Below are 18,494 nucleotides of genomic sequence, written 5' to 3'. Positions count from 1 at the left end.
AACCGCCCCGCATGACCACCAAACAAGCCCCCGACAAACGACTACGGCCGCATCCTCGGAAGGATGCGGCCGCAGAGGCACACACGCTGGTGTGCGTTACAGCATCACCGCGTTGAAGCGGCCAACCAAGGCAACGTGCGGCCAACCCGGCCCGCGTTGCCTCTGCTCAACAGCGCTTAAAACTGCACCTGCGCACGCAGTTCCATCACGTGCGGGGTCTCATGCACGCCATTGCGCGAGGAATCCACCCAACTGTAGTTGGCCTGCATCTTGAAGTGGCTGGTGAGGTACCAGTTGGCGCCAATGGTGGTGTCGTGCTGGCGGCCGCCGTGGACGTTGTTGTCTTCCAGATTCAGACGGCTGTAACGGGCGGTCAGCTCGACCGCGCCGTAGTCGTGCGCCGGCTTGATATTGCCCGGGACGCCGCCGGCATAGCTGCGCGACTCGCCGGTCAGCGACCAGGTGCCGTAGAGGTACTGGCCCTGCGCGATGAAGTGCGGCTGGCCGGCATTACGCGCCACTTCGGCACGCAGCGCTTCGCTCTGCAGCGAGAACGGGCCGTGGATCCAGACCGCTTCCACGCCGGTACGGATCACGTGGTCCACATCGAGGATGGTGCCGGTATCGATCAGACGCACGTCGGTCAGGCCGGCTTCCGGGCGGGCACGCAGGCGCACGCGCGGGCTGAAGGACACGCCGCGGCCGTCGCTGAAACCGCGCGGGTTTTCGACCGAGCCGGCGATACCCAGATGCAGCACGTCGCCTTCGGCCTTGAACGGGGTCCATGCCGCATGCACGGCCTGGGTGGTGCCCGGGTTGTCGCCCTGCAGATCCTGGCCGCCGTACGCGCCGGCCTGCAGCAGGTACTGCTGACGCTCCAGCGTCCACTCCACACCGGTGCGGCGGCCCTGGAACACCGCCTGCACCGGCAGGCCCAGTTCCATGAAGCTGCCCGCGCGCGAGCTCTGCACCGCTTCCAGACCCACCGGCACCTTCATGTAGCCCAGCCGCACGCGACCGTAGTCCTGGCCCAGCAGCGCCTTGGTCTCGAAGCGGAAGAACACGTCCAGCCATAGCTTGGCTTCGAAGTCGAAATACACCATGGCGTCGTAGGCACCCTTCTTCTTGAGGGTGGCGCCGAACTCCTTGCGGCGGAAGTCGGTGCGGTCTTCCAGGCGGTCGTCGCCGGAGAAGTTGTTGTCGTCGTAGGCGTAGTTGCCGGTCAGACCCAGCTCGGTGCCATCACCGAAGGTGTACTTGGTCGGCCAGTTTTCGATCGAGGTGGCCGCATTGGCGGCAGCGGGCGCGGCGGCGATGGCCAACGCGAGAACGAGCGGATTGAGGCGCATAGGAGTGATCTTCGGCAATGAGAAGGGGCCGGGCGTCCTGCCATGGCGGTCGCACTGAATAGCTTCAGCAAGCGCGCAGGTTCCGGACGGCCAACAACACAGGAATCGGTGTCTGCGTTAAACGAAATTAACGGCCGGCGATGGCGCGGCTGAAGTGTAAGACGGCGTTCAGCCCGCGGACAGTGCGTAGTACCAATGGGCTATCGGCCCTGGCTGTGACGTGCGGCCAGAATGCGTGCACCGGGTGCCTGCTCAGGCGCCCTCTATGTTCCCTCGGAGTGGTGTCATGCACATCAGCAAGCCAGCCGGCCCGTTGCCGGCGTCCGTCCCCTTCTACCGCCAGCTGTATTTCCAGGTGGTGGTGGCGATCGTCCTGGGTGCCTTGCTCGGCCATTTCGAGCCGGCCTTCGCCGAAAGCCTCAAGCCGCTGGGCGACGCCTTCATCAAGCTGGTGAAGATGATCATCGCCCCGGTGATCTTCCTGACCATCGTCACCGGCATCGCCGGCATGACCCATCTCAAGACGGTGGGCCGGGTGTTCGCCAAGTCGATGGCCTACTTTTTGTTCTTCTCCACGCTGGCGTTGATCGTGGGCATGATCGTGGCGCACGTGGTGCAGCCCGGCGCGGACATGAACATCAACCCGGCCGAGCTGGATCAGAGCGCGGTCAACACCTACGTGCAGAAATCGCACGAGCTGAGCCTGGTCGGCTTTTTGATGGACATCATCCCGGCCACGCTGATCAGCGCGTTCGTCGATGGCAACATCCTGCAGGTGCTGTTCGTGGCGGTGCTGTTCGGTATCGCGCTGGCCCTGGTCGGCGAGCGCGGCCGCCCGGTGCTGAGCTTTCTGGAAGCATTGACCGCACCGGTATTCCGCCTGGTGCACATGTTGATGAGGGCCGCGCCGATCGGTGCGTTCGGTGCGATCGCCTTCACCATCGGCAAGTACGGGCTGGAATCGCTGGTCAATCTGGCCTGGCTGGTGGGTTCGTTCTATGTGACCTCGCTGTTCTTCGTGCTGGTGATCCTGGGCATTGTTTGTCGGTTGTGCGGCTTTTCGGTGCTCAAGCTGATCCGCTATCTCAAGGCCGAGCTGCTGCTGGTGCTGGGTACTTCCTCGTCGGAGTCGGCGCTGCCGTCGCTGATGGAAAAGATGGAAAAGGCCGGCTGCGAGAAGTCGGTGGTGGGCCTGGTGGTGCCGACCGGTTATTCATTCAATCTGGACGGCACCAACATCTACATGACCCTGGCCGCATTGTTCATCGCCCAGGCCACCAATGTGGACCTGACCCTGGGCCAGCAGATCACCTTGCTGGCGGTGGCCATGCTCAGCTCCAAGGGTGCGGCCGGCGTGACCGGTGCCGGCTTCATCACCCTGGCGGCCACGCTGTCGGTGGTGCCGGACGTGCCGGTGGCCGGCATGGCGCTGATCCTGGGCGTGGACCGTTTCATGAGCGAGTGCCGCTCGCTGACCAACTTCATCGGCAACGCGGTCGCCACCGTGGTGGTGTCGCGCTGGGAAAATGCGCTGGATCGCGACCAGTTGAAGCTGGTGCTGGATGGCGGCTCGCCGCCGCTGCAGGCGCCGGTGGCCTCGACCGGCGTCGTCGCCCCGATCAGCGCGCGCTGATGCTTCCTGCGGCCCTGTATTCCGCCGGTGATGCCGGCGGGATGCAGGGCCGTTTTCGCTTTGAGCCAGACCCCGGCCGCAGTGCACGACGCGCTGCAGCATGCAATCTCCCTGCCGCGCTGACAGCTGCGCGACAGGCCCTTGTTCAGGCAGGAGGGTAGAATTCAGCCCTCCTGCGCCTTCGAGACCCACACAGCCGATGTCCAACGACGACTTCAAACAGGCCGCCCTCGACTATCACCGCCAGCAGCCGGCCGGCAAGATCAAGGTCACCGCGACCAAGCCGATGCTGACCCAGCGCGATCTGTCGCTGGCGTATTCGCCGGGCGTGGCCTTCGCCTGCGAGGCGATCGTCGAAGAACCCACCCAGGCCAGCGAGCTCACCGCGCGCGGTAATCTGGTGGCGGTGATCACCAACGGCACCGCCGTGCTGGGCCTGGGCAACATCGGCCCACTGGCGTCCAAGCCGGTAATGGAAGGCAAGGGCGTGCTGTTCCAGAAGTTCGCCGGCATCGATGTGTTCGACATCGAGATCAACGAGAACGACCCGGACAAGCTGGTGGACATCATTGCCAGCCTGGAGCCGACCTTCGGCGGCATCAATCTGGAAGACATCAAGGCGCCGGAGTGCTTCATCGTCGAGCGCAAGCTGCGCGAGCGCATGAATATCCCGGTGTTCCATGACGACCAGCACGGCACCGCGATCATCGTCGGCGCCGCGGTGCTCAACGCGCTGGTGGTCACCGGCAAGAAGATCGAAGAGGTCAAGCTGGCCACCACCGGCATGGGCGCGGCCGGCATTTCCTGCGTCAACATGCTGGTCTCGCTGGGCCTGAAGCCGGAGAACATCCTGGCGCTGGACCGCGACGGCGTGATCCACACCGGCCGCACCGATCTGGACCCGGACAAGCAGCGCTACGCACGCGACACCGACAAGCGCACCCTGGCCGAAATCGTCGAGGGCGCCGATATCTTCCTGGGCCTGTCGGCGGCCGGCATCCTCAAGCCGGAAATGGTCGCCACGATGGCGCGCCAGCCGGTGATCTTCGCGCTGGCCAATCCCAATCCGGAGATCACCCCGGAAGCGGCCAAGGCGGTGCGTCCGGATTGCATCATCGGCACCGGCCGTTCTGACTACCCGAACCAGATCAACAACGTGCTGTGTTTCCCGTACCTGTTCCGCGGCGCGCTGGACGTGGGCGCCACCGGCATCAATGAGGAAATGAAGATCGCCTGCGTCAAGGCGATTGCGGCGATGGCACGGCGCGAGGCTTCCGACCTGGGCGCTGCCTACGGCGGCGAGACCCCGAGTTTCGGCCCGGAATACCTGATTCCGCGCCCGCTGGACCCGCGTCTGCTGGTGGAGTTGTCTTCCGCCGTTGCGCAGGCGGCGATGGATTCGGGCGTGGCCACGCGGCCCATCGACGACATGGAGGCGTACCGCGACAAGCTCGGCCAGTTCGTCTACCGCACCAGCCTGATGATGAAGCCGGTCTACGACCGCGCACGCGCCGACAAGCAGCGCGTGGTGTATGCCGAAGGCGAAGAAGAAGTGGTGTTGCGCGCGGTACAGAACGTGGTCGACGAAGGCCTGGCCTTCCCGATCCTGATCGGCCGCCCGGACGTCATCGAGGCGCGTATCGAACGCATGGGTCTGCGCCTGACCGCCGGCGTGGATTTTGAAATCACCAACATCTACGACGACCCGCGCTTCAACGAGTATTGGCAGTACTACCACGCACTGACCGAACGCCGCGGCGTGACCGTCACTGCCGCCAAGGAGTTGATGCGCTCGCGTCCGACCTTGATTGCCGCGGTGATGGTGGCGCGTGGCGAGGCCGATGCGATGCTGTCCGGCGTGGTCGGTCGCTTCCACAAGAAGCTGGGCTACGCGCGCAGCGTGATTCCGCTGGAACCGCGCGTGAGCTCCACCTCGGCGATGACCGGCGTGATCAACCAGTTGGGCGTGTTCTTCTTCCTGGATACGCATGTGCAGGAAGACCCGACTGTCGAACAAGTGGTGGAAGCCACGTTGCAGGCCGCGTATCGCCTCAAGCTGTTCGGCATCGAGCCGAACATCGCGCTGCTGTCGCACTCCAACTTCGGCAGCCACGATTCGCGCGATGCCTTGAAGATGCGTGCGGTGCGCGAAGCACTGCTCAAGCGCAAGCCCGAGCTCAACATCGACGGCGAAATGCAGGGCGACACCGCCTGGGACGAAGCGCTGCGCAAGCAGATCATGCCCAACAGCACGCTGAAGGGCCGTGCCAACCTGTTCGTGCTGCCAAACCTGGAAGCGGCCAACATCGCCTACAACCTGGTGCGCGTATTCACCGACGGCGTGGCGATCGGGCCGATCCTGATGGGCATTTCCAAGCCGGTGCACATCCTCACCACCAGCGCCACCTCGCGCCGGGTGATGAACATGACGGCGATTGCGGCGGTGGATGCGCAGATCCGCAAGCAGCGCGATGCGGAAAAAGCGGTAGCCGATAAGGGGAATGGTTGAAAGATCGGTTGCTGATGAAGCAACGATAGGAAAGGCAGCGGCTGAGGCCGTGAAAAGCGACGGCTGAGCAAGCAATGCTCGAAAGCCCCTCTCCCCCCGGGAGAGGGGTTGGGGTGAGGGTACGGTTTCTCGGGTTAGTGCCAAGCACGCAGCTGTCAGTCGCTGGCTTCGGTGAGGGGCGCCAGCGCGCCCGGGGATCGGCTCTTCGGCTCGGTCAGACATCCTGTCTGACTCGCCGCCGCGGCACATCCGTGTGCCGCTCTCCGCCAATCCCCGGCCACGCTGCCGCCTTGGCGCGTCGTTGACATGACTCAGTCAAGGCAAGCGAGTTCTCCGGCGTGGTTTCCGTGGCCTGCGCGATTCTCGATGACAGCAGCAGAGCCTGTGCTCCACAATTTACGTGAGCGCAACCTGCGCCTGTCTGAGTGCGGCAAATCGTGATGGCATAACAACGCGACGATGGATCGCGGACAGCGCTAGCGTCAACGCACCGCAGGCTCCACACCCAACAACTCAAGCTCCGCCAGCTGCACTTTCCCAGGCGCGCTGAAGCGCAGTCGATATTCCACATACGCTCCAGGCCGAGCAATCCGAAACGGCCGCGTCTGCAACGGCCAATCGAACGCTTCATCACGACGCTGATCAATCATCGTCCAGGCAGCACCAGGCGCACGGGCTTCCAACGTCCACCCACCTGCAGAAATCGCTGCATTGCCGCTGGTCAGTGTGTAGAGCGTCGGCGTACCGCGCGCAATGCCGCTGAGTGTCAGCGTCGATGTCGATGTCGATGCAATTGCAGCGACCGTTCCCGCATTGTCGTCATGCAACGCAGCGACATCGCCACCATCGTCCAGCGTAATGCGCGCAGTGTCTCCGAGCAGATCCTGCAGCAGGGCAGGGTGCTCCCCAGGCGCAGTCAATGACGGCGGCATATCGTCAGGACCGGTGCCCCAGCGCGACGGCGTCGGTCCCATCACGAAGTCCAGCGTCGCGCCCTTTGCAATGTCCGCATGCGGCAACCAGGTCTTGCGCCAAGGTTTGCCGTTGACCCTGAGCGATTGCACATACACGTTTTTCGCCGAATTCTGCGGCGCATTGACCACCAGCATGCCGCCATTGGGTAGACGCACGCTGGCATGCTTGAACAGCGGCGAGCTGATCACATACTCCGGCGCGCCCATGCGCAGCGGATACAGCCCCAGCGCCGCGAACAGATACCACGCCGACATTTCGCCGTTGTCCTCATCGCCGGGATACCCCTGGCCGATCTCGCTGCCCAGATACAAGCGCGCGAGGATCTCGCGGGTAATGCGTTGCGTCTTCCATGGCTGCCCGGCATACAGATACATCCACGGAAGATGGTGCGCAGTCTGATTGCTATGCGCATACATGCCCATGCGTACGTCGCGCGCTTCGGTCATCTCGTGGATGGTGTCGCCATACGAGCCGGCAAACCTGGCTTCGGCGCTTTCGGGCGTGGCAAACAATGTATCCAGTTTCGCGGCCAGTCCCGCGCGCCCGCCATACAGCATGGCCAGGCCTTCGCCATCGTGCGGTGCGGTGAATGCAAATGTCCAGCCGCTGGATTCGGTGTAATCGTTGCCCCACACGCGCGGGTCGTAGTGCGCAGCATCCACGCGCCAATCGCCATTCGGCTTGCGGCCCTGGAAAAAGCCAACCGCCGGATCGAACAACGCCGAATACCCGGCTGCACGATGGCGAAAATACAGCGCTTCGGTGGCATAACGCTCGCGCGCTGTTGCCGTCGTCGCCTGCTTGGACAACGCATCGGCCATGTTGGCGATACCGAAATCGTTGAGCGCGCCCTCCATCGACCACGACATGCCTTCATGCGTGTCGGTATCGGCGTAACCGCGAAAGGTGGAACGCGCCATGCCTTTGCGGCCAACGTGGCGATCCGGCGCCACCACGGTCGCGTTCTTGAGCGCGGCAGCGTACGCCTCGGCCGGGTCGAAACCCTGCACGCCCTTGAGCCACGCATCGGCAAACGCCACATCGGAACTGGTGCCCACCATCAGATCGGCGTAACCGGGCGAGGACCAGCGCGCCACCCAGCCACCTGCACGCGATTGCTCCAGAAAGCCCTGCACGAATGCACCGGCATCGTCGGATGCGAACAACGCATACGCCGGCCACGCGGTGCGAAAGGTGTCCCACAAGCCGTTGTTGACGTAGACCCGGCCATCGCGGATTGGCGCGAAACTGCGCACCGCGCTGCCATCGATGTTGGTGTCCGACCAACTGCTCTGGCTGGCGTAACGCCAGTCCGGCGCCGTCGCGCTGCCGACGTTTTCATGGCCGGAATTGGGATACAGATGCAGCCGGTACAGATTGGAATATAGCGTGGTCTTCTGGTCGGTCGTGGCGTCGGGCACCTCGAAGCGTCCCAGCAGCCCATCCCATGCATCCTGCGCACGCGCGGCGATCTGCTCGAAGCTTGCCTGCGGCGCGATTTCCAGCGCAAGGTTGCGCCTGGCCTGATCGAGCGAGATCAGCGAGGTGGCAATGCGCATCTGCACCTGCCGCGTGCTGCCCGCATCGAACTTGATCCAGCCGGTGGGCCGGCCGGTGTCGCTCAAGCCGCTGATTTTCCATGGCGTATCGAAGCTGGCATAGACATACATTCGCGTCGCACCGGTCGACAGGCCGCTACGCACATCGGTGTAGCCGGAGAGCGTCTGTGTTGCAGCATCCAGACTCAATCCACCGCGCGCGTCCACATTGTCGAACAGCAGATTGGCATCGCCCTGCGCCGGGAAGCGAAAGCGGAATAGCGCTGCATGATCGGTCGGTGCAATCTCGGCCTGGATCCCGTTGTCCAACTGCACTGCGTAGCGATACGGTCGCGCGATTTCGGTGTCATGCGAGAAGGCCAGGGCGCGCTTGCTGCGATCGGCCTCCGGCGTGCCCTTACTCAGCGACGGCATCACCTGAAAGGTCTGGCGGTCGCCCATCCACGGACTCGGCTGATGGCTGAGCGACAGCGCCTGCAAGCGCGGGCGGTTGTCCGCCGCGTTGTGTTCGTTCCAGCGATATAGCCAGGTCAGCGTTCCCGCATCTGTCACCGGCGTCCAGAAGTTGAAGCCATGCGGCACTGCAGTTGCAGGGAAATTATTGCCGCGCGAGAACGTGCCGTTTGACTGTGTGCCGCGCGTGGTCAGCACCCAGTCCGAAGGACGCGTTGCAGGAGTGAGCGGCACATCGGCAATGGCGATATCGTCGATCCAACCGGCGCCGGTCGCACCTGCAGGCGGCGCAACCTCTAATTCGATCGCCACCACGCGGCGCCCACGTAAAGCGGCCACGTCCCCCAGCCGTACCGCCTTGCGCGCCCATTGCTGCGGATACAGCGTCTTCGAATCGCCTTGCGCATGCGCACCAAGTGCGACGCCATGTTGATCCCGCGCAGCGCTGGCAGACACGCGCATGCCGTCGTCCAGCAGCAGATCCAACGACACATAGGTCGAGGCCACGTGATCGCTGCCCACACTTTCCGGCAACACCAGCCACGACAGCGTCGTATCGGCACCGATTAGAACATCGCTGGTAAACACGGTGCGTCGTCCAGCCGCACCAAGGCTGTCATACCGCAACGCATGCGCACCGCTGTAACCGGCGTTCGGCCTGGCTGCATACGGCGCAGCCGGACCCGTGCCGATCGCAATTTGCACATCGCCTGCCGCAGCGCTGACCGGCAAGGGCTCTCCCTCTTCGAACGAACTCGAAAAGCCGGTCGCCGCACCAACCGGCAGTGGCGCGACGCAAGCCAGGACAACGGCAATCGAGAACAACGAGCCACGCGGACGCAGCAGAACGACAGGCGAGGTCACGTGGTGATGTCTCCTTGGCTAGCGACGTAGCAGGGCATGTACGGTTGACGGATGTACGCGGTCTTCGCAGATCACCCAATCAGATCCCGATGCGCAATTGCCCAGCGATGATAAGCGCGATGTTCCGGCGTGGTGGCGTGGCGCTGTCGTGCCAGCGGTGGGGCAGGTCATTGCCGGACCAGCCACCTCGCCATCCACATCCGCCGCCCGGCCTCCTGCCGAGACCATCGCAACCCCAACCCACGCCGCCCGGTCAATGGGCCGATCACCACGCAGGCTGCTAGAATCCGCGCTCTGCCTTGCCTTTACGATCGTGCCGCCATGAGCCAGACCGCCACCGCGCCCGCCAATGCCGAATCGCGCTACACCGTGCACCGCGGCGATCTGCCGCTGAGCTGCCCGACGCCGCAGATGGCGCTGTGGAACTCGCATCCGCGCGTGTACCTGCCGATCGAAGACGAGCCCAACTGCGAAGCCAAGTGCCCGTATTGCGGCGCGTTGTTCGTGCTCGCCGACTGATCCTGGCCGGATGCACCGCCTGACCGTGGTGCAACTGCTGCCGGCGCTACAGTCCGGCGGCGTCGAGCGCTCCACCCTGGAAATCGCCGCTGCGCTGGTGCGCGCCGGCCACCGCGCCGTGGTGGTCTCGGCTGGCGGTCGCCTGGTCCAGCCGTTGCTGGAGGCGGGCGGCGAACATCTCACCCTGGAGATCGGGCGCAAGTCGCTGCTGACCTTGCGCCACGTGGTCGGCCTGCGCCGGCTATTTACCGAACTCGGTGCCGACATCGTGCACGCGCGTTCGCGCCTGCCGGCCTGGCTGGGCTGGTACGCGCTGCGCGGCATGCCACAGGCCACGCGGCCGCGCTTTGTCACCACCGTGCACGGGCTCAATTCGCCCAGTCGCTATAGCGCGGTGATGACATACGGCGAGCGGGTGATCTGCGTCTCGCAGACGGTGCGCGACTACGTCTGCACCCACTATCCGCAGACCGACACCACCCGCTTGCGCACCATTGCGCGCGGTGTCGATATTGCGCAGTTCCCGCGTCGCCCGCAGCCCGATCACCGCGCACGCAAATGGGTGCAGACCCTGTTGCCCGGTTGGCCGGCCGACGCCCCATTGCTGTTGCTGCCCGGCCGCGGCACGCGCCTGAAAGGCCATGCCGACGGCCTGCAACTGCTGGCCGACGTGCGCGCTGCCGGCGTGCCGGCCTGGTTGTGGCTGCCGGGCGCGCGTGAGCCGGGCCGCGAAGCCTATGTGCGCGAGCTGGAAGCCGAGGCTGCCAGACTGGGGGTGGCCGAGGCGGTCGCCTTCACCGAGCCCACCGCACGCATCGCCGAGGCCTATGCGGCCAGCGATCTGGTGCTGCAGCTCTCGCGCAAGCCCGAAGCGTTCGGCCGCACCGTGGTGGAGGCCTTGTCGGTGGGCCGGCCGGTGTTGGGCTGGGCACACGGTGGTGTCGGCGAGTTGCTGGCCGAGCTGCAGCCGGCCGGCGCAGTGCCGGCGTTCGATGCCCAGGCGCTAAGCACCCAGGCACTCGGCATGCTGCAGCATGCGCCGACACCGCCAGCTGCGCTCCCCTATACGTTGCAGGCCATGCAATCGGCCACCTTGAAGGTCTATGACGAACTCCGCCGCTGAGGCCATCCCACCCGCGCCCACGTTGACGCCCGACGCCGGTCGTTGGGCGCCGCTGTGGGTGATCCTGTTCGTGGCGCTGTGGCCCACGCCCGGGCTGGCCGAGACGGTGTTGTCGCTGGGCGCAGTGTTTGCCGCCTATCGGTTGCTGCATGCGCGGTTTCGCGGTGGTACGCGGTTGCTCAGCGGCGCGGCGTGGGCGCTGACCAGTGTGTTGTTCTTCGCGTACTGGTTGCCGCAGATGTTGTCGGCATTCGATGCGGTGGACGTAGGGCGCGCGTTGCGTAAATCGGCCACCGATCTGCGCTATCTGCCTTTCATGTGGTTGTGTGCGATTGCGGTGGCCAATGCGCAGCGCCGCCGGCGCACCTTCATCGGCCTGGCGGTGATCGGCGGGGTGTGGACGCTGGACGCACTGCTGCAGGCCGCATTCGGCAGCAGCCCGTTGTTCTTCGGCCTGGATCAGATCAAGCAATTGATCAGCGGGCATGGCCTGTGCACGGCGGAAGAATTGGCACTGGTCGACCGCCTCAGCGGCGTGCTGGGCCCGTGCAATCTCAAGTTCGGGCAGACCCTGGCCAGTCTGTCGCCGTTCCTGCTGCTTGCGCTCGGGCGGCGCACTGCGTGGGCATGGGCGGGCGCTGCGGCAGCTGTTGGCGTAGTGCTGGTATTGGCCGGTTCGCGCGCCTCGTGGATCACCTACGGCGTCATCGTGCTGCTGTCCGGCTGGCAGTTGCTGGGCGGTCGTCGGCTGCTTGCGGTCGCGGTGGTCGGCGCGCTGTTGGCCGTTGGCGTGGTGGCAATGGCACCGCAAGCGCGCGAGCGCATCCAGCGCACCGCGTTGGCCTTCAGCAATGGCGAACAGGGCGTCGACCAGGCCTTGTCCGGGCGTGCGCAGATCTGGGGCGCGGCGCTGTGCATGATCCGCGCGCATCCGCTCAACGGTGTGGGCGCGCGCGGGTTCCGCCAGGCATATCCGGCCTGCAATCCGGCACCCGAACAAGCGCCGGCATGGGGCGGTGGCCCGGCCTTCCATGCACACCAGATCGTGCTGGAAATTCTTGCCGAAACCGGCGTCATCGGGTTGCTGCTATGGCTGGCCGGTGCAGCGCAGGCGTGGCGCGCGTGGCGCTATTCCAGCGTTGCGGCGCGTGAGCAGGCGCGTCCGGCGATGATCGCGTTGGTGGCAACGGTCTTTCCGCTCAACACGCATCTGGCGTTCTATTCCAGCTTCTGGGGTGGCCTGAGCCTGATGCTGGCCGGCTTGTATGCCGGTGCCTTGCTCAACGACGATGCGGATCAGCCACCGTCGCGATAGGCGTGGCGCTCAAGACGATTGCGCCCAGTGCCAGATCGGCACGGCAGGCGGGAATCACGCGTCAACTGCGGTTGCTTGCGCGACGTGCGCATTCATCCCTACGCCCACTCGCGACGCACTCCTGTCTGCTTCTGTAAACCCAAGGCAGTCATCTGCGAACGCATGCGTGACGCAGCTGCGCTGCATCTACATCACCGATAGAAATCGCTGCGCCCGCCCGGCTGGCGTTTGAAGCGCCGATGGATCCACAGGTACTGATCCGGCGCCTCGCGCACCATGTCCTCGATCGCTGCATTGACCTGGGTGGTATCGGCGATCACATCGTCGGAGGGAATGCCTGCCAGCGGCGGTGCGATCTTGAGGATGTAGCGGCCGCCTTCGCGCCGATGGAAATACGGCACCACCGCGCAACCGGTCAGCCGCGCCAGCTGATGAGTGGCAGTGATAGTGGAGGCCGGATGCCCGAAGAACGGCACGAACACGGTGTCCTTGCCGCGCATGTCCTGATCCGGCGCGTACCACAGAAAGCCGCCGCGCTTGAGATGCTTGATGGTGGCGCGCAGATCCTCGTTGGCGAACATGTGCGTGGCATAGCGCAGCCGCCCGCGTTTGACCGCCCATTCGAACACCGGGTTGCGGTGCTTGCGGTACATGCCGGCCAGCGGCACGTGATCGCACAGCAGCCGCCCGCACATTTCCAGCGTCATGAAGTGGCCGGACACCAGCAACACGCCGCGCTTCTGCTCCTGCAGACGCTGCAGATGTTCCAGCCCTTCGACCTGCACGCCCGGACGAATGGCATCGATACTGCCCCACCAGGCGCGCGCGAATTCGAACAGGCCCACGCCCAGCGCATCGAAACTATCGCGCAATAGCCGCGCTCGCCAGGCATCGTCCTGCTCGGGAAAACACAGTTTGAGATTGACCTCGGCCGCGCGCCGGCGTGTGCCCGCCAGACGCAGCGTGAGCCAGCCGACCCCGCGGCCCAACGCGCGTTGCAGCATCCAGGGCAGGCGCCCGGCCAGCACCATCACGGCAAGGCCCAGATACATCGGCCAGTGCTTGGGGGTGCGCAGGGAAGGGCGGACGGCGACGTTGGCGGACTCGGACATGCGCCAATTCTAAGGGATCGCGCGCACCGGGCAGCGTGCACATGCGCACGTGTGGGCGCTCCCGTATCCTGCACGCATGCGGAAAGACCCGATCGAATGGCTGTTGCGCGGGCTGTACTCGGCGCTGTTGTACCTGTTGCTGCCGGTGACGGTGTACCACCTGGTGTGGCGCGGGTTTCGCGTGCGCGAATACTTCAATCGCTGGAACGAGCGCTATGCGTCCTACACGCATGCCTGCGGTCGCCCGCGCGTGTGGGTGCATGCGGTGTCGGTGGGCGAGGTCAATGCCGCCGCGCCGCTGGTCAACGCCTTGCGCGCGCAGCGTCCGGATATCCGTTGGGTCATCACCACCATCACCCCCACCGGCTCCGAGCGCGTGCGCGCGGTGTGGGGCGATGCGGTGGACCATGTGTATCTGCCCTACGACGTGCCCGGCAGCGTGGGCCGGTTCCTGGAGCATTTCCGCCCGCGGCTGGCGTTGATTCTGGAGACCGAGCTGTGGCCGAACATGTTGTTCGGTTGCCGCGACCGCAACATTCCGGTGTACATCCTCAACGCGCGGTTGTCGGCGCGTTCGCTGCGCGGCTATCGTGTGCTGGCACCCTTGATCAGCCGGGCACTGCGCACCGTCACTTGCGTGGCAGCGCAATCGCAAGACGATGCCGAGCGTTTCCTCACGCTGGGTGCGCGCCCAGATCAGGTGATCGCGCTGGGCAATCTCAAATTCGATATCGCCGCGCCCGCACACTTGCAGGCCCTGGTCGCGCAGTTTCATACGCACGTGCCGGCAACGCGACCGGTGTGGATTGCCGCCAGCACACACGAAGGCGAGGAGGCGGCCGTGGCCGACATCCATGCGCGCCTGCTGCTGCAATTTCCTGATCTATTGATGTTGTGGGCGCCGCGGCATCCCGAGCGCTTTCCCAAGGTCGAGGCGCTGGCGCGCGAACGTGGTTGGTCCGTGTCCACACGCAAGACCCAGCAGTGGCCGCAGGCGCGCGACAAGGTATTCGTCATCGATACCTTGGGCGAGCTGATGAGTTTCTACGCCTGCGCGCAGGTCGCCTTCGTCGGCGGCAGTCTGCAGCCGATCGGCGGGCACAACCTGCTCGAACCGGCAGCGGTCGGCACGCCGGCAGTCACCGGCCCGCATCTGCATAATTTCTCGGAGATCTCGCGGCGCATGCGCGAGGCCGATGCGGTGACCATCTGCGACGATGCCGACAGCGTGTATCACGATCTCGCGCGTCTGCTCGGCGACCCGGCCCAGCGCGAGGCGATGGCTGCCGCTGGCCTGGCGCTGGTCGCCAACGGCAAGGGCGCAGTGGCACGTACGCTGGTGCAGATCGCGCCGGACCTGCCGACGGTGGTTGGCGATGGTGTGGTGTCCTGAAGATGTAACTGCCTGCGTGCTGCATCGTTGCAGCGAACCTGTTGCAACGATGCCAAGTCACGTCATCAAGCGGTCTTGGAGCGGCTAACAGAACGTGGCGGTTGTGCAGTCGTTTTTGCTAGCCGCTTTGGGCATTATCTGGAGAGTCTCAAGCCGCATTGGTCGAGGGCGCGGTGCCCTCACCGCTCGCGGGACACGCCGTGAATCCGTCCATGGAGGCTCGGTGGCGGCATCCATGCCGCCACACGGTCCCGCAATCGGCGAGGACACCGCACCAGACAGTTTGCTGTTCGCTTTGAGAAGAGCTAAGCACACCGACCATCTCGACTGGTCCTTGCCCGCCCACCGTTGCGGGACCTTACGCGGCATGGATGCCGCGTAAGAGCCTACATGGACGTACTTGCGGCGTGTCCCGCGATGGTGGCCGGGCAAGGGCCCTCCAGCCAAGCCGCAGATCACCCGCTGATGCGGCAGTCATCGCAGGTATCGCACGCAGCCAGGTATGCGCTTGCATCGGACATAAAAAAGGCGGGCCTTCGCCCGCCTTTTTAGTCACCTATCCGCTCGCATCACTGCAGCGAGCCACTGCCTTGCAGCTTGGACTCGGCGTCCTGCGACAGCAGGCGATTGACGTCCTGCAGATCAGTGATGTCGAGCTTGCCGATCGCCTGACCCAGCAGCAAACGGTTCTGCAGGAAGTTGTAGCGAGACTGCGCATAGTTCAGCTGCGCCTGGAACAGGGTGCGCTGGTTCTGCACCACGTCCAGCACCGTGCGCGTGCCGACTTCCAGACCCACCTGCGAGGCATCGTATGCGGCCTGCGCAGACACTACGGCCAGACGGCGAGCTTCCACTTCGCTGATGCCGGCGACCACGGTCTGATAGGCATTGCGCGTGTTGCGATCCAGCGCGCGCTTCTGCTGCTCGTAGGTGTCCTGCTGGATATCGCGACGCGACAGCGCCTGACGCACGGCCGACTGCGTTGCACCGCCGGCGAAGATCGGAATCGACAAGGTGATGCCGATCGAATCGGTATCGATATTGAGATTATTTGTCGTGAAATTACCTCCAATCTGGTCAACTGTGCCGCCACCGCCCCAACTATTGGTTCGGCCTATGCTTGCGCCGAGATTAAGTGTCGGGTAATGGCCTGCGCGTGCGGCGTTGACCTGCGCTTCGGCCGCACTGACCTGCAGCTGTTGCGCCTTCAGCGCCGGGTTGTCGGCGATGGCGGTGGAGACCAGCTGATCGACGTTGGCGTAGGCAGCCGGCACTTCCGGACGGAACTCTTCCGGCAGCGCACGCAGGCCGACTACCGGCTGGCCGGTGAGTTCGGTCAGCGCCTGGTAGTAATCCTTCAGCGTGTTGCGCGCATTGATGGTGTCCGCGCGCGCCTGGTCGTACTGGGCGCGGGCTTCGTGCACGTCGGTGATCGGCGCCAGGCCCACTTCCAGGCGCTTGTCGGCGTAGTCGAACTGCTTCTTGGCGGCGGCTTCGTTGGTCTCGGCTGCGGCCAGCGATTCGATCCCCACCAGTACCTGGAAATACGCCGCCGAGCTACGGGTGATCAGATCGTTGTTGGCCGATTCCAGCGTGAAGTCGGCCGCTTTGGCGACTTCGCGCTGTGCGCGCAGATTGGAAAACTGCGCCCAGTTGAGGATTGTCTGGCTACCCTGGATCGCATACTGGCGCTGTTTGGTGGTGGAGCGGACGTCCTCGCCTTCCAGCTCGCGGTGCGACTGGGTAAAACCAGCGGTGCCGTCCAACTGCGGCAGCAACGCCGCACGCGCCTGTACCTGTCCCTCCCGATTGACCAGGCGAGTGGACTCGGCCACTGCCAGCTGCGGATCGCCGTTGCGGGCCATTTCGTAGACCTGCAGCAGATCGGTGGCATGTGCTGCCATCGGAGACAGGGCGGCGGCCAGGGCCAGAACGAGGGATCGGCGGATCATCGGGGAAGCTTCCTTGGGAATCAGAATTGGAATCGGGGCGTCGGTGCGGCGCCCTGAAGATAGGCGAGGTCGGTTTCGAATAACGATTCGATGCGCGGGGCGTTGACGTCGCCACGCACCAGGACTGCTTCCATCACCGGTTCGTGACCGCGTACGACAAACAGCCGGCCATTCGGGCGCAACCACTGCAGCCACTGGGTCGGTAGCGTGTCGACTGCGCCGGTGATGCAGATGGCATCGAAACGACGCTCGCTCTGCCAGCCGAATGCGTCGGCGGTTTCAATGCGGACGTTGCTGCCCAGGCCGGTGCTGTCCAGATTGGCGCGTGCGGCGGTGGCCAGTGCCGGATCGATCTCCAGGCTCACCACTTCGCGGGCCAGTGCGGCCAGGCAGGCGGTGGAAAATCCACTGCCGGTGCCGATTTCCAGCACGTCTTCGCCCGGCTGCAGATCCAGCGCCTGCAGCATGCGGCCTTCGACCACCGGCTTCATCATCTTGTGGCCGGCCGACAGCGGAATTTCCACATCGACGTAGGCCAGGGTCTTGTAAGCCTCCGGCACGAAGGCCTCGCGCGGCAGGCGCGCCAGCACGTCGAGCACGCGCAGATCCAGCACGTCCCACGGCCGGATCTGCTGTTCGACCATTTTTTCGCGGGCTTGGGAGAAATCGATCGTCATGGTGCGGCTATCCAACGCAGTGGGGCAGGCATTTTACCGGTGCGCGAGGCAACTGGCGCATCTAGCATCGCCGCGCGCGGCCAAAGCACGCAGTGCCGGAAGTCATCGCCACCAACGTCTCGGTGCAATCAGCGCGGCGCATACGCCCTCAAAAAGAAATCCACACTGGCCTGAATGTGCTCATCCACCTGTGCGCGGGTGGGTTGACCATGCAGGCCGCACATCATCAGCGCATACAGCTCGCCTTTGAGCAGGCAGAAAAACTGTGAAGCAGCGCGCTCCAGCTCGGGGATTTCCAATTGGCCATCGGCGACCCGCGCCGACAGGAAATCCGCCAGCGCCTGTTGGGTGCGCTTGGGACCGGCATCCCAGAACATTTCGCGGACATGCACGTCGCCGGTGCCGGGCGCCATCATCATGCGATGGGTGGCGATTGCAGAGTCGGCGCTGACCATCGTAAAGAAGGCGTTGGCGATTTCGATCAGCTGGTCGCGCAAGTTGCCTTTGGGGGCGTGGTCGAACAGATCGTCCGGCATCATGTGTTGGCATTGTGCGCGGATCGCTTCGGAAAACAGGCTTTCTTTGTCGCCAAAGTGACTGTAAACGGTCAGTTTGGAGACGCCGGCGGCTGCGGCGATGCCGTCCATGCTGACCCCTGCAAAGCCCTGCTCCATGAACATGGTACGGGCGGCGCCCAGGATGGCGGCGCGTTTCCCAAGATCCTTGGGACGCCCAGGACCGTTGCTCTTGGTTTTGGACTTGAGGGGGGGCGAACTGGACATACCGCCAATACTAGACCATCGGGTTCTATATTTATACTCGGCGCCTATGGAATGCATTGAAGCGCTCATAAACTGTGGCGTCTGCTCCGCCGCCGATGCTGAGCGTCGCGCACCAGCTTGCTTATCGCCGTTAATTGTTTCATCTGAATGCCTCCCGGTGTCATCGCCCGCCTGGCCGCTGTAGGGGATCCCCCTAGGGCGCTGAAAAAACCCCGGTGATAGATTGACTGACGGTACGTCGGCGTATGTCGGCGACCTTCAGACGGGACGGACGAGGGA

12 protein-coding genes are annotated in these 18,494 nt (G+C 64.5%); 6 read left to right on the top strand and 6 right to left on the bottom strand.

The features are described from left to right. Positions 1-176: 176 nt before the first annotated feature. Positions 177-1,349 (bottom strand): OprO/OprP family phosphate-selective porin, encoded by a 1,173-nt coding sequence (locus XcyCFBP4188_RS10865; protein ID WP_104592089.1) that lies wholly within the window; start codon positions 1,347-1,349, stop codon positions 177-179. Positions 1,350-1,635: 286 nt separating this feature from the next. On the opposite strand from XcyCFBP4188_RS10865, the gene XcyCFBP4188_RS10860 reads away from it, so the two are divergent. Then, complete coding sequence (locus tag XcyCFBP4188_RS10860) at positions 1,636-2,982, top strand: dicarboxylate/amino acid:cation symporter (protein ID WP_104592088.1); 1,347 nt, start codon at positions 1,636-1,638, stop codon at positions 2,980-2,982. Between the two features lie 199 nt (positions 2,983-3,181). Continuing rightward, positions 3,182-5,491: an NADP-dependent malic enzyme gene (locus tag XcyCFBP4188_RS10855; protein ID WP_006449791.1), complete on the top strand. Its 2,310-nt coding sequence runs from the start codon at positions 3,182-3,184 to the stop codon at positions 5,489-5,491. A 482-nt stretch (positions 5,492-5,973) separates the two neighbouring features. Here the strand turns inward: XcyCFBP4188_RS10855 and XcyCFBP4188_RS10850 are convergent, their stop codons facing one another. Continuing rightward, positions 5,974-9,342, bottom strand: a complete 3,369-nt coding sequence (locus XcyCFBP4188_RS10850; protein WP_104592087.1) for a GH92 family glycosyl hydrolase — start codon at positions 9,340-9,342, stop codon at positions 5,974-5,976. Positions 9,343-9,663: 321 nt separating this feature from the next. Here XcyCFBP4188_RS10850 and XcyCFBP4188_RS10845 point away from each other — a divergent pair, with 321 nt between their 5' ends. Genes XcyCFBP4188_RS10845 through XcyCFBP4188_RS10835 form a run of 3 tightly spaced genes read left to right on the top strand, consistent with a single transcriptional unit; the run spans position 9,664 to position 12,299 of the window. Further along, positions 9,664-9,861, top strand: coding sequence for a zinc-finger domain-containing protein (locus XcyCFBP4188_RS10845; protein ID WP_006451050.1), 198 nt, complete (start codon positions 9,664-9,666; stop codon positions 9,859-9,861). A 10-nt stretch (positions 9,862-9,871) separates the two neighbouring features. Beyond that, on the top strand, positions 9,872-10,984 hold the full coding sequence (locus XcyCFBP4188_RS10840; RefSeq protein ID WP_006451051.1) for a glycosyltransferase: 1,113 nt from the start codon (positions 9,872-9,874) through the stop codon (positions 10,982-10,984). Further along, on the top strand, positions 10,965-12,299 hold the full coding sequence (locus tag XcyCFBP4188_RS10835) for an O-antigen ligase family protein (protein WP_006451052.1): 1,335 nt from the start codon (positions 10,965-10,967) through the stop codon (positions 12,297-12,299). Before XcyCFBP4188_RS10840 ends, XcyCFBP4188_RS10835 begins: the two co-directional genes overlap by 20 nt. Before the next feature lie 191 nt (positions 12,300-12,490). Here XcyCFBP4188_RS10835 and XcyCFBP4188_RS10830 read toward each other — a convergent pair whose 3' ends face one another. Then, positions 12,491-13,411, bottom strand: coding sequence for an LpxL/LpxP family Kdo(2)-lipid IV(A) lauroyl/palmitoleoyl acyltransferase (locus XcyCFBP4188_RS10830; protein WP_006451053.1), 921 nt, complete (start codon positions 13,409-13,411; stop codon positions 12,491-12,493). A gap of 76 nt (positions 13,412-13,487) precedes the next feature. Here XcyCFBP4188_RS10830 and waaA point away from each other — a divergent pair, with 76 nt between their 5' ends. Further along, a complete protein-coding gene (gene waaA / locus XcyCFBP4188_RS10825; RefSeq protein WP_006451054.1) occupies positions 13,488-14,804 on the top strand; it encodes a lipid IV(A) 3-deoxy-D-manno-octulosonic acid transferase in 1,317 nt (438 codons plus the stop codon). Between the two features lie 569 nt (positions 14,805-15,373). Here the strand turns inward: waaA and XcyCFBP4188_RS10815 are convergent. The 3 genes from XcyCFBP4188_RS10815 to XcyCFBP4188_RS10805 all read right to left on the bottom strand — a co-directional run bounded on the left by XcyCFBP4188_RS10815 (position 15,374) and on the right by XcyCFBP4188_RS10805 (position 18,215). Then, entirely contained in the window at positions 15,374-16,756 is a 1,383-nt protein-coding gene (locus XcyCFBP4188_RS10815; RefSeq protein ID WP_006451153.1) for a TolC family outer membrane protein, read from the bottom strand. A 20-nt stretch (positions 16,757-16,776) separates the two neighbouring features. Then, complete coding sequence (locus tag XcyCFBP4188_RS10810) at positions 16,777-17,433, bottom strand: protein-L-isoaspartate O-methyltransferase family protein (RefSeq protein ID WP_006451154.1); 657 nt, start codon at positions 17,431-17,433, stop codon at positions 16,777-16,779. 128 nt (positions 17,434-17,561) lie between these two features. Further along, positions 17,562-18,215, bottom strand: coding sequence for a TetR/AcrR family transcriptional regulator (locus XcyCFBP4188_RS10805; protein WP_006451155.1), 654 nt, complete (start codon positions 18,213-18,215; stop codon positions 17,562-17,564). Between the last annotated feature and the right edge of the window lie 279 nt (positions 18,216-18,494).

The organism is Xanthomonas hortorum pv. cynarae, assembly GCF_002939985.1.
Classification (GTDB): domain Bacteria; phylum Pseudomonadota; class Gammaproteobacteria; order Xanthomonadales; family Xanthomonadaceae; genus Xanthomonas; species Xanthomonas hortorum_D.
This window is presented reverse-complemented; position numbering and strand designations above follow the sequence as displayed.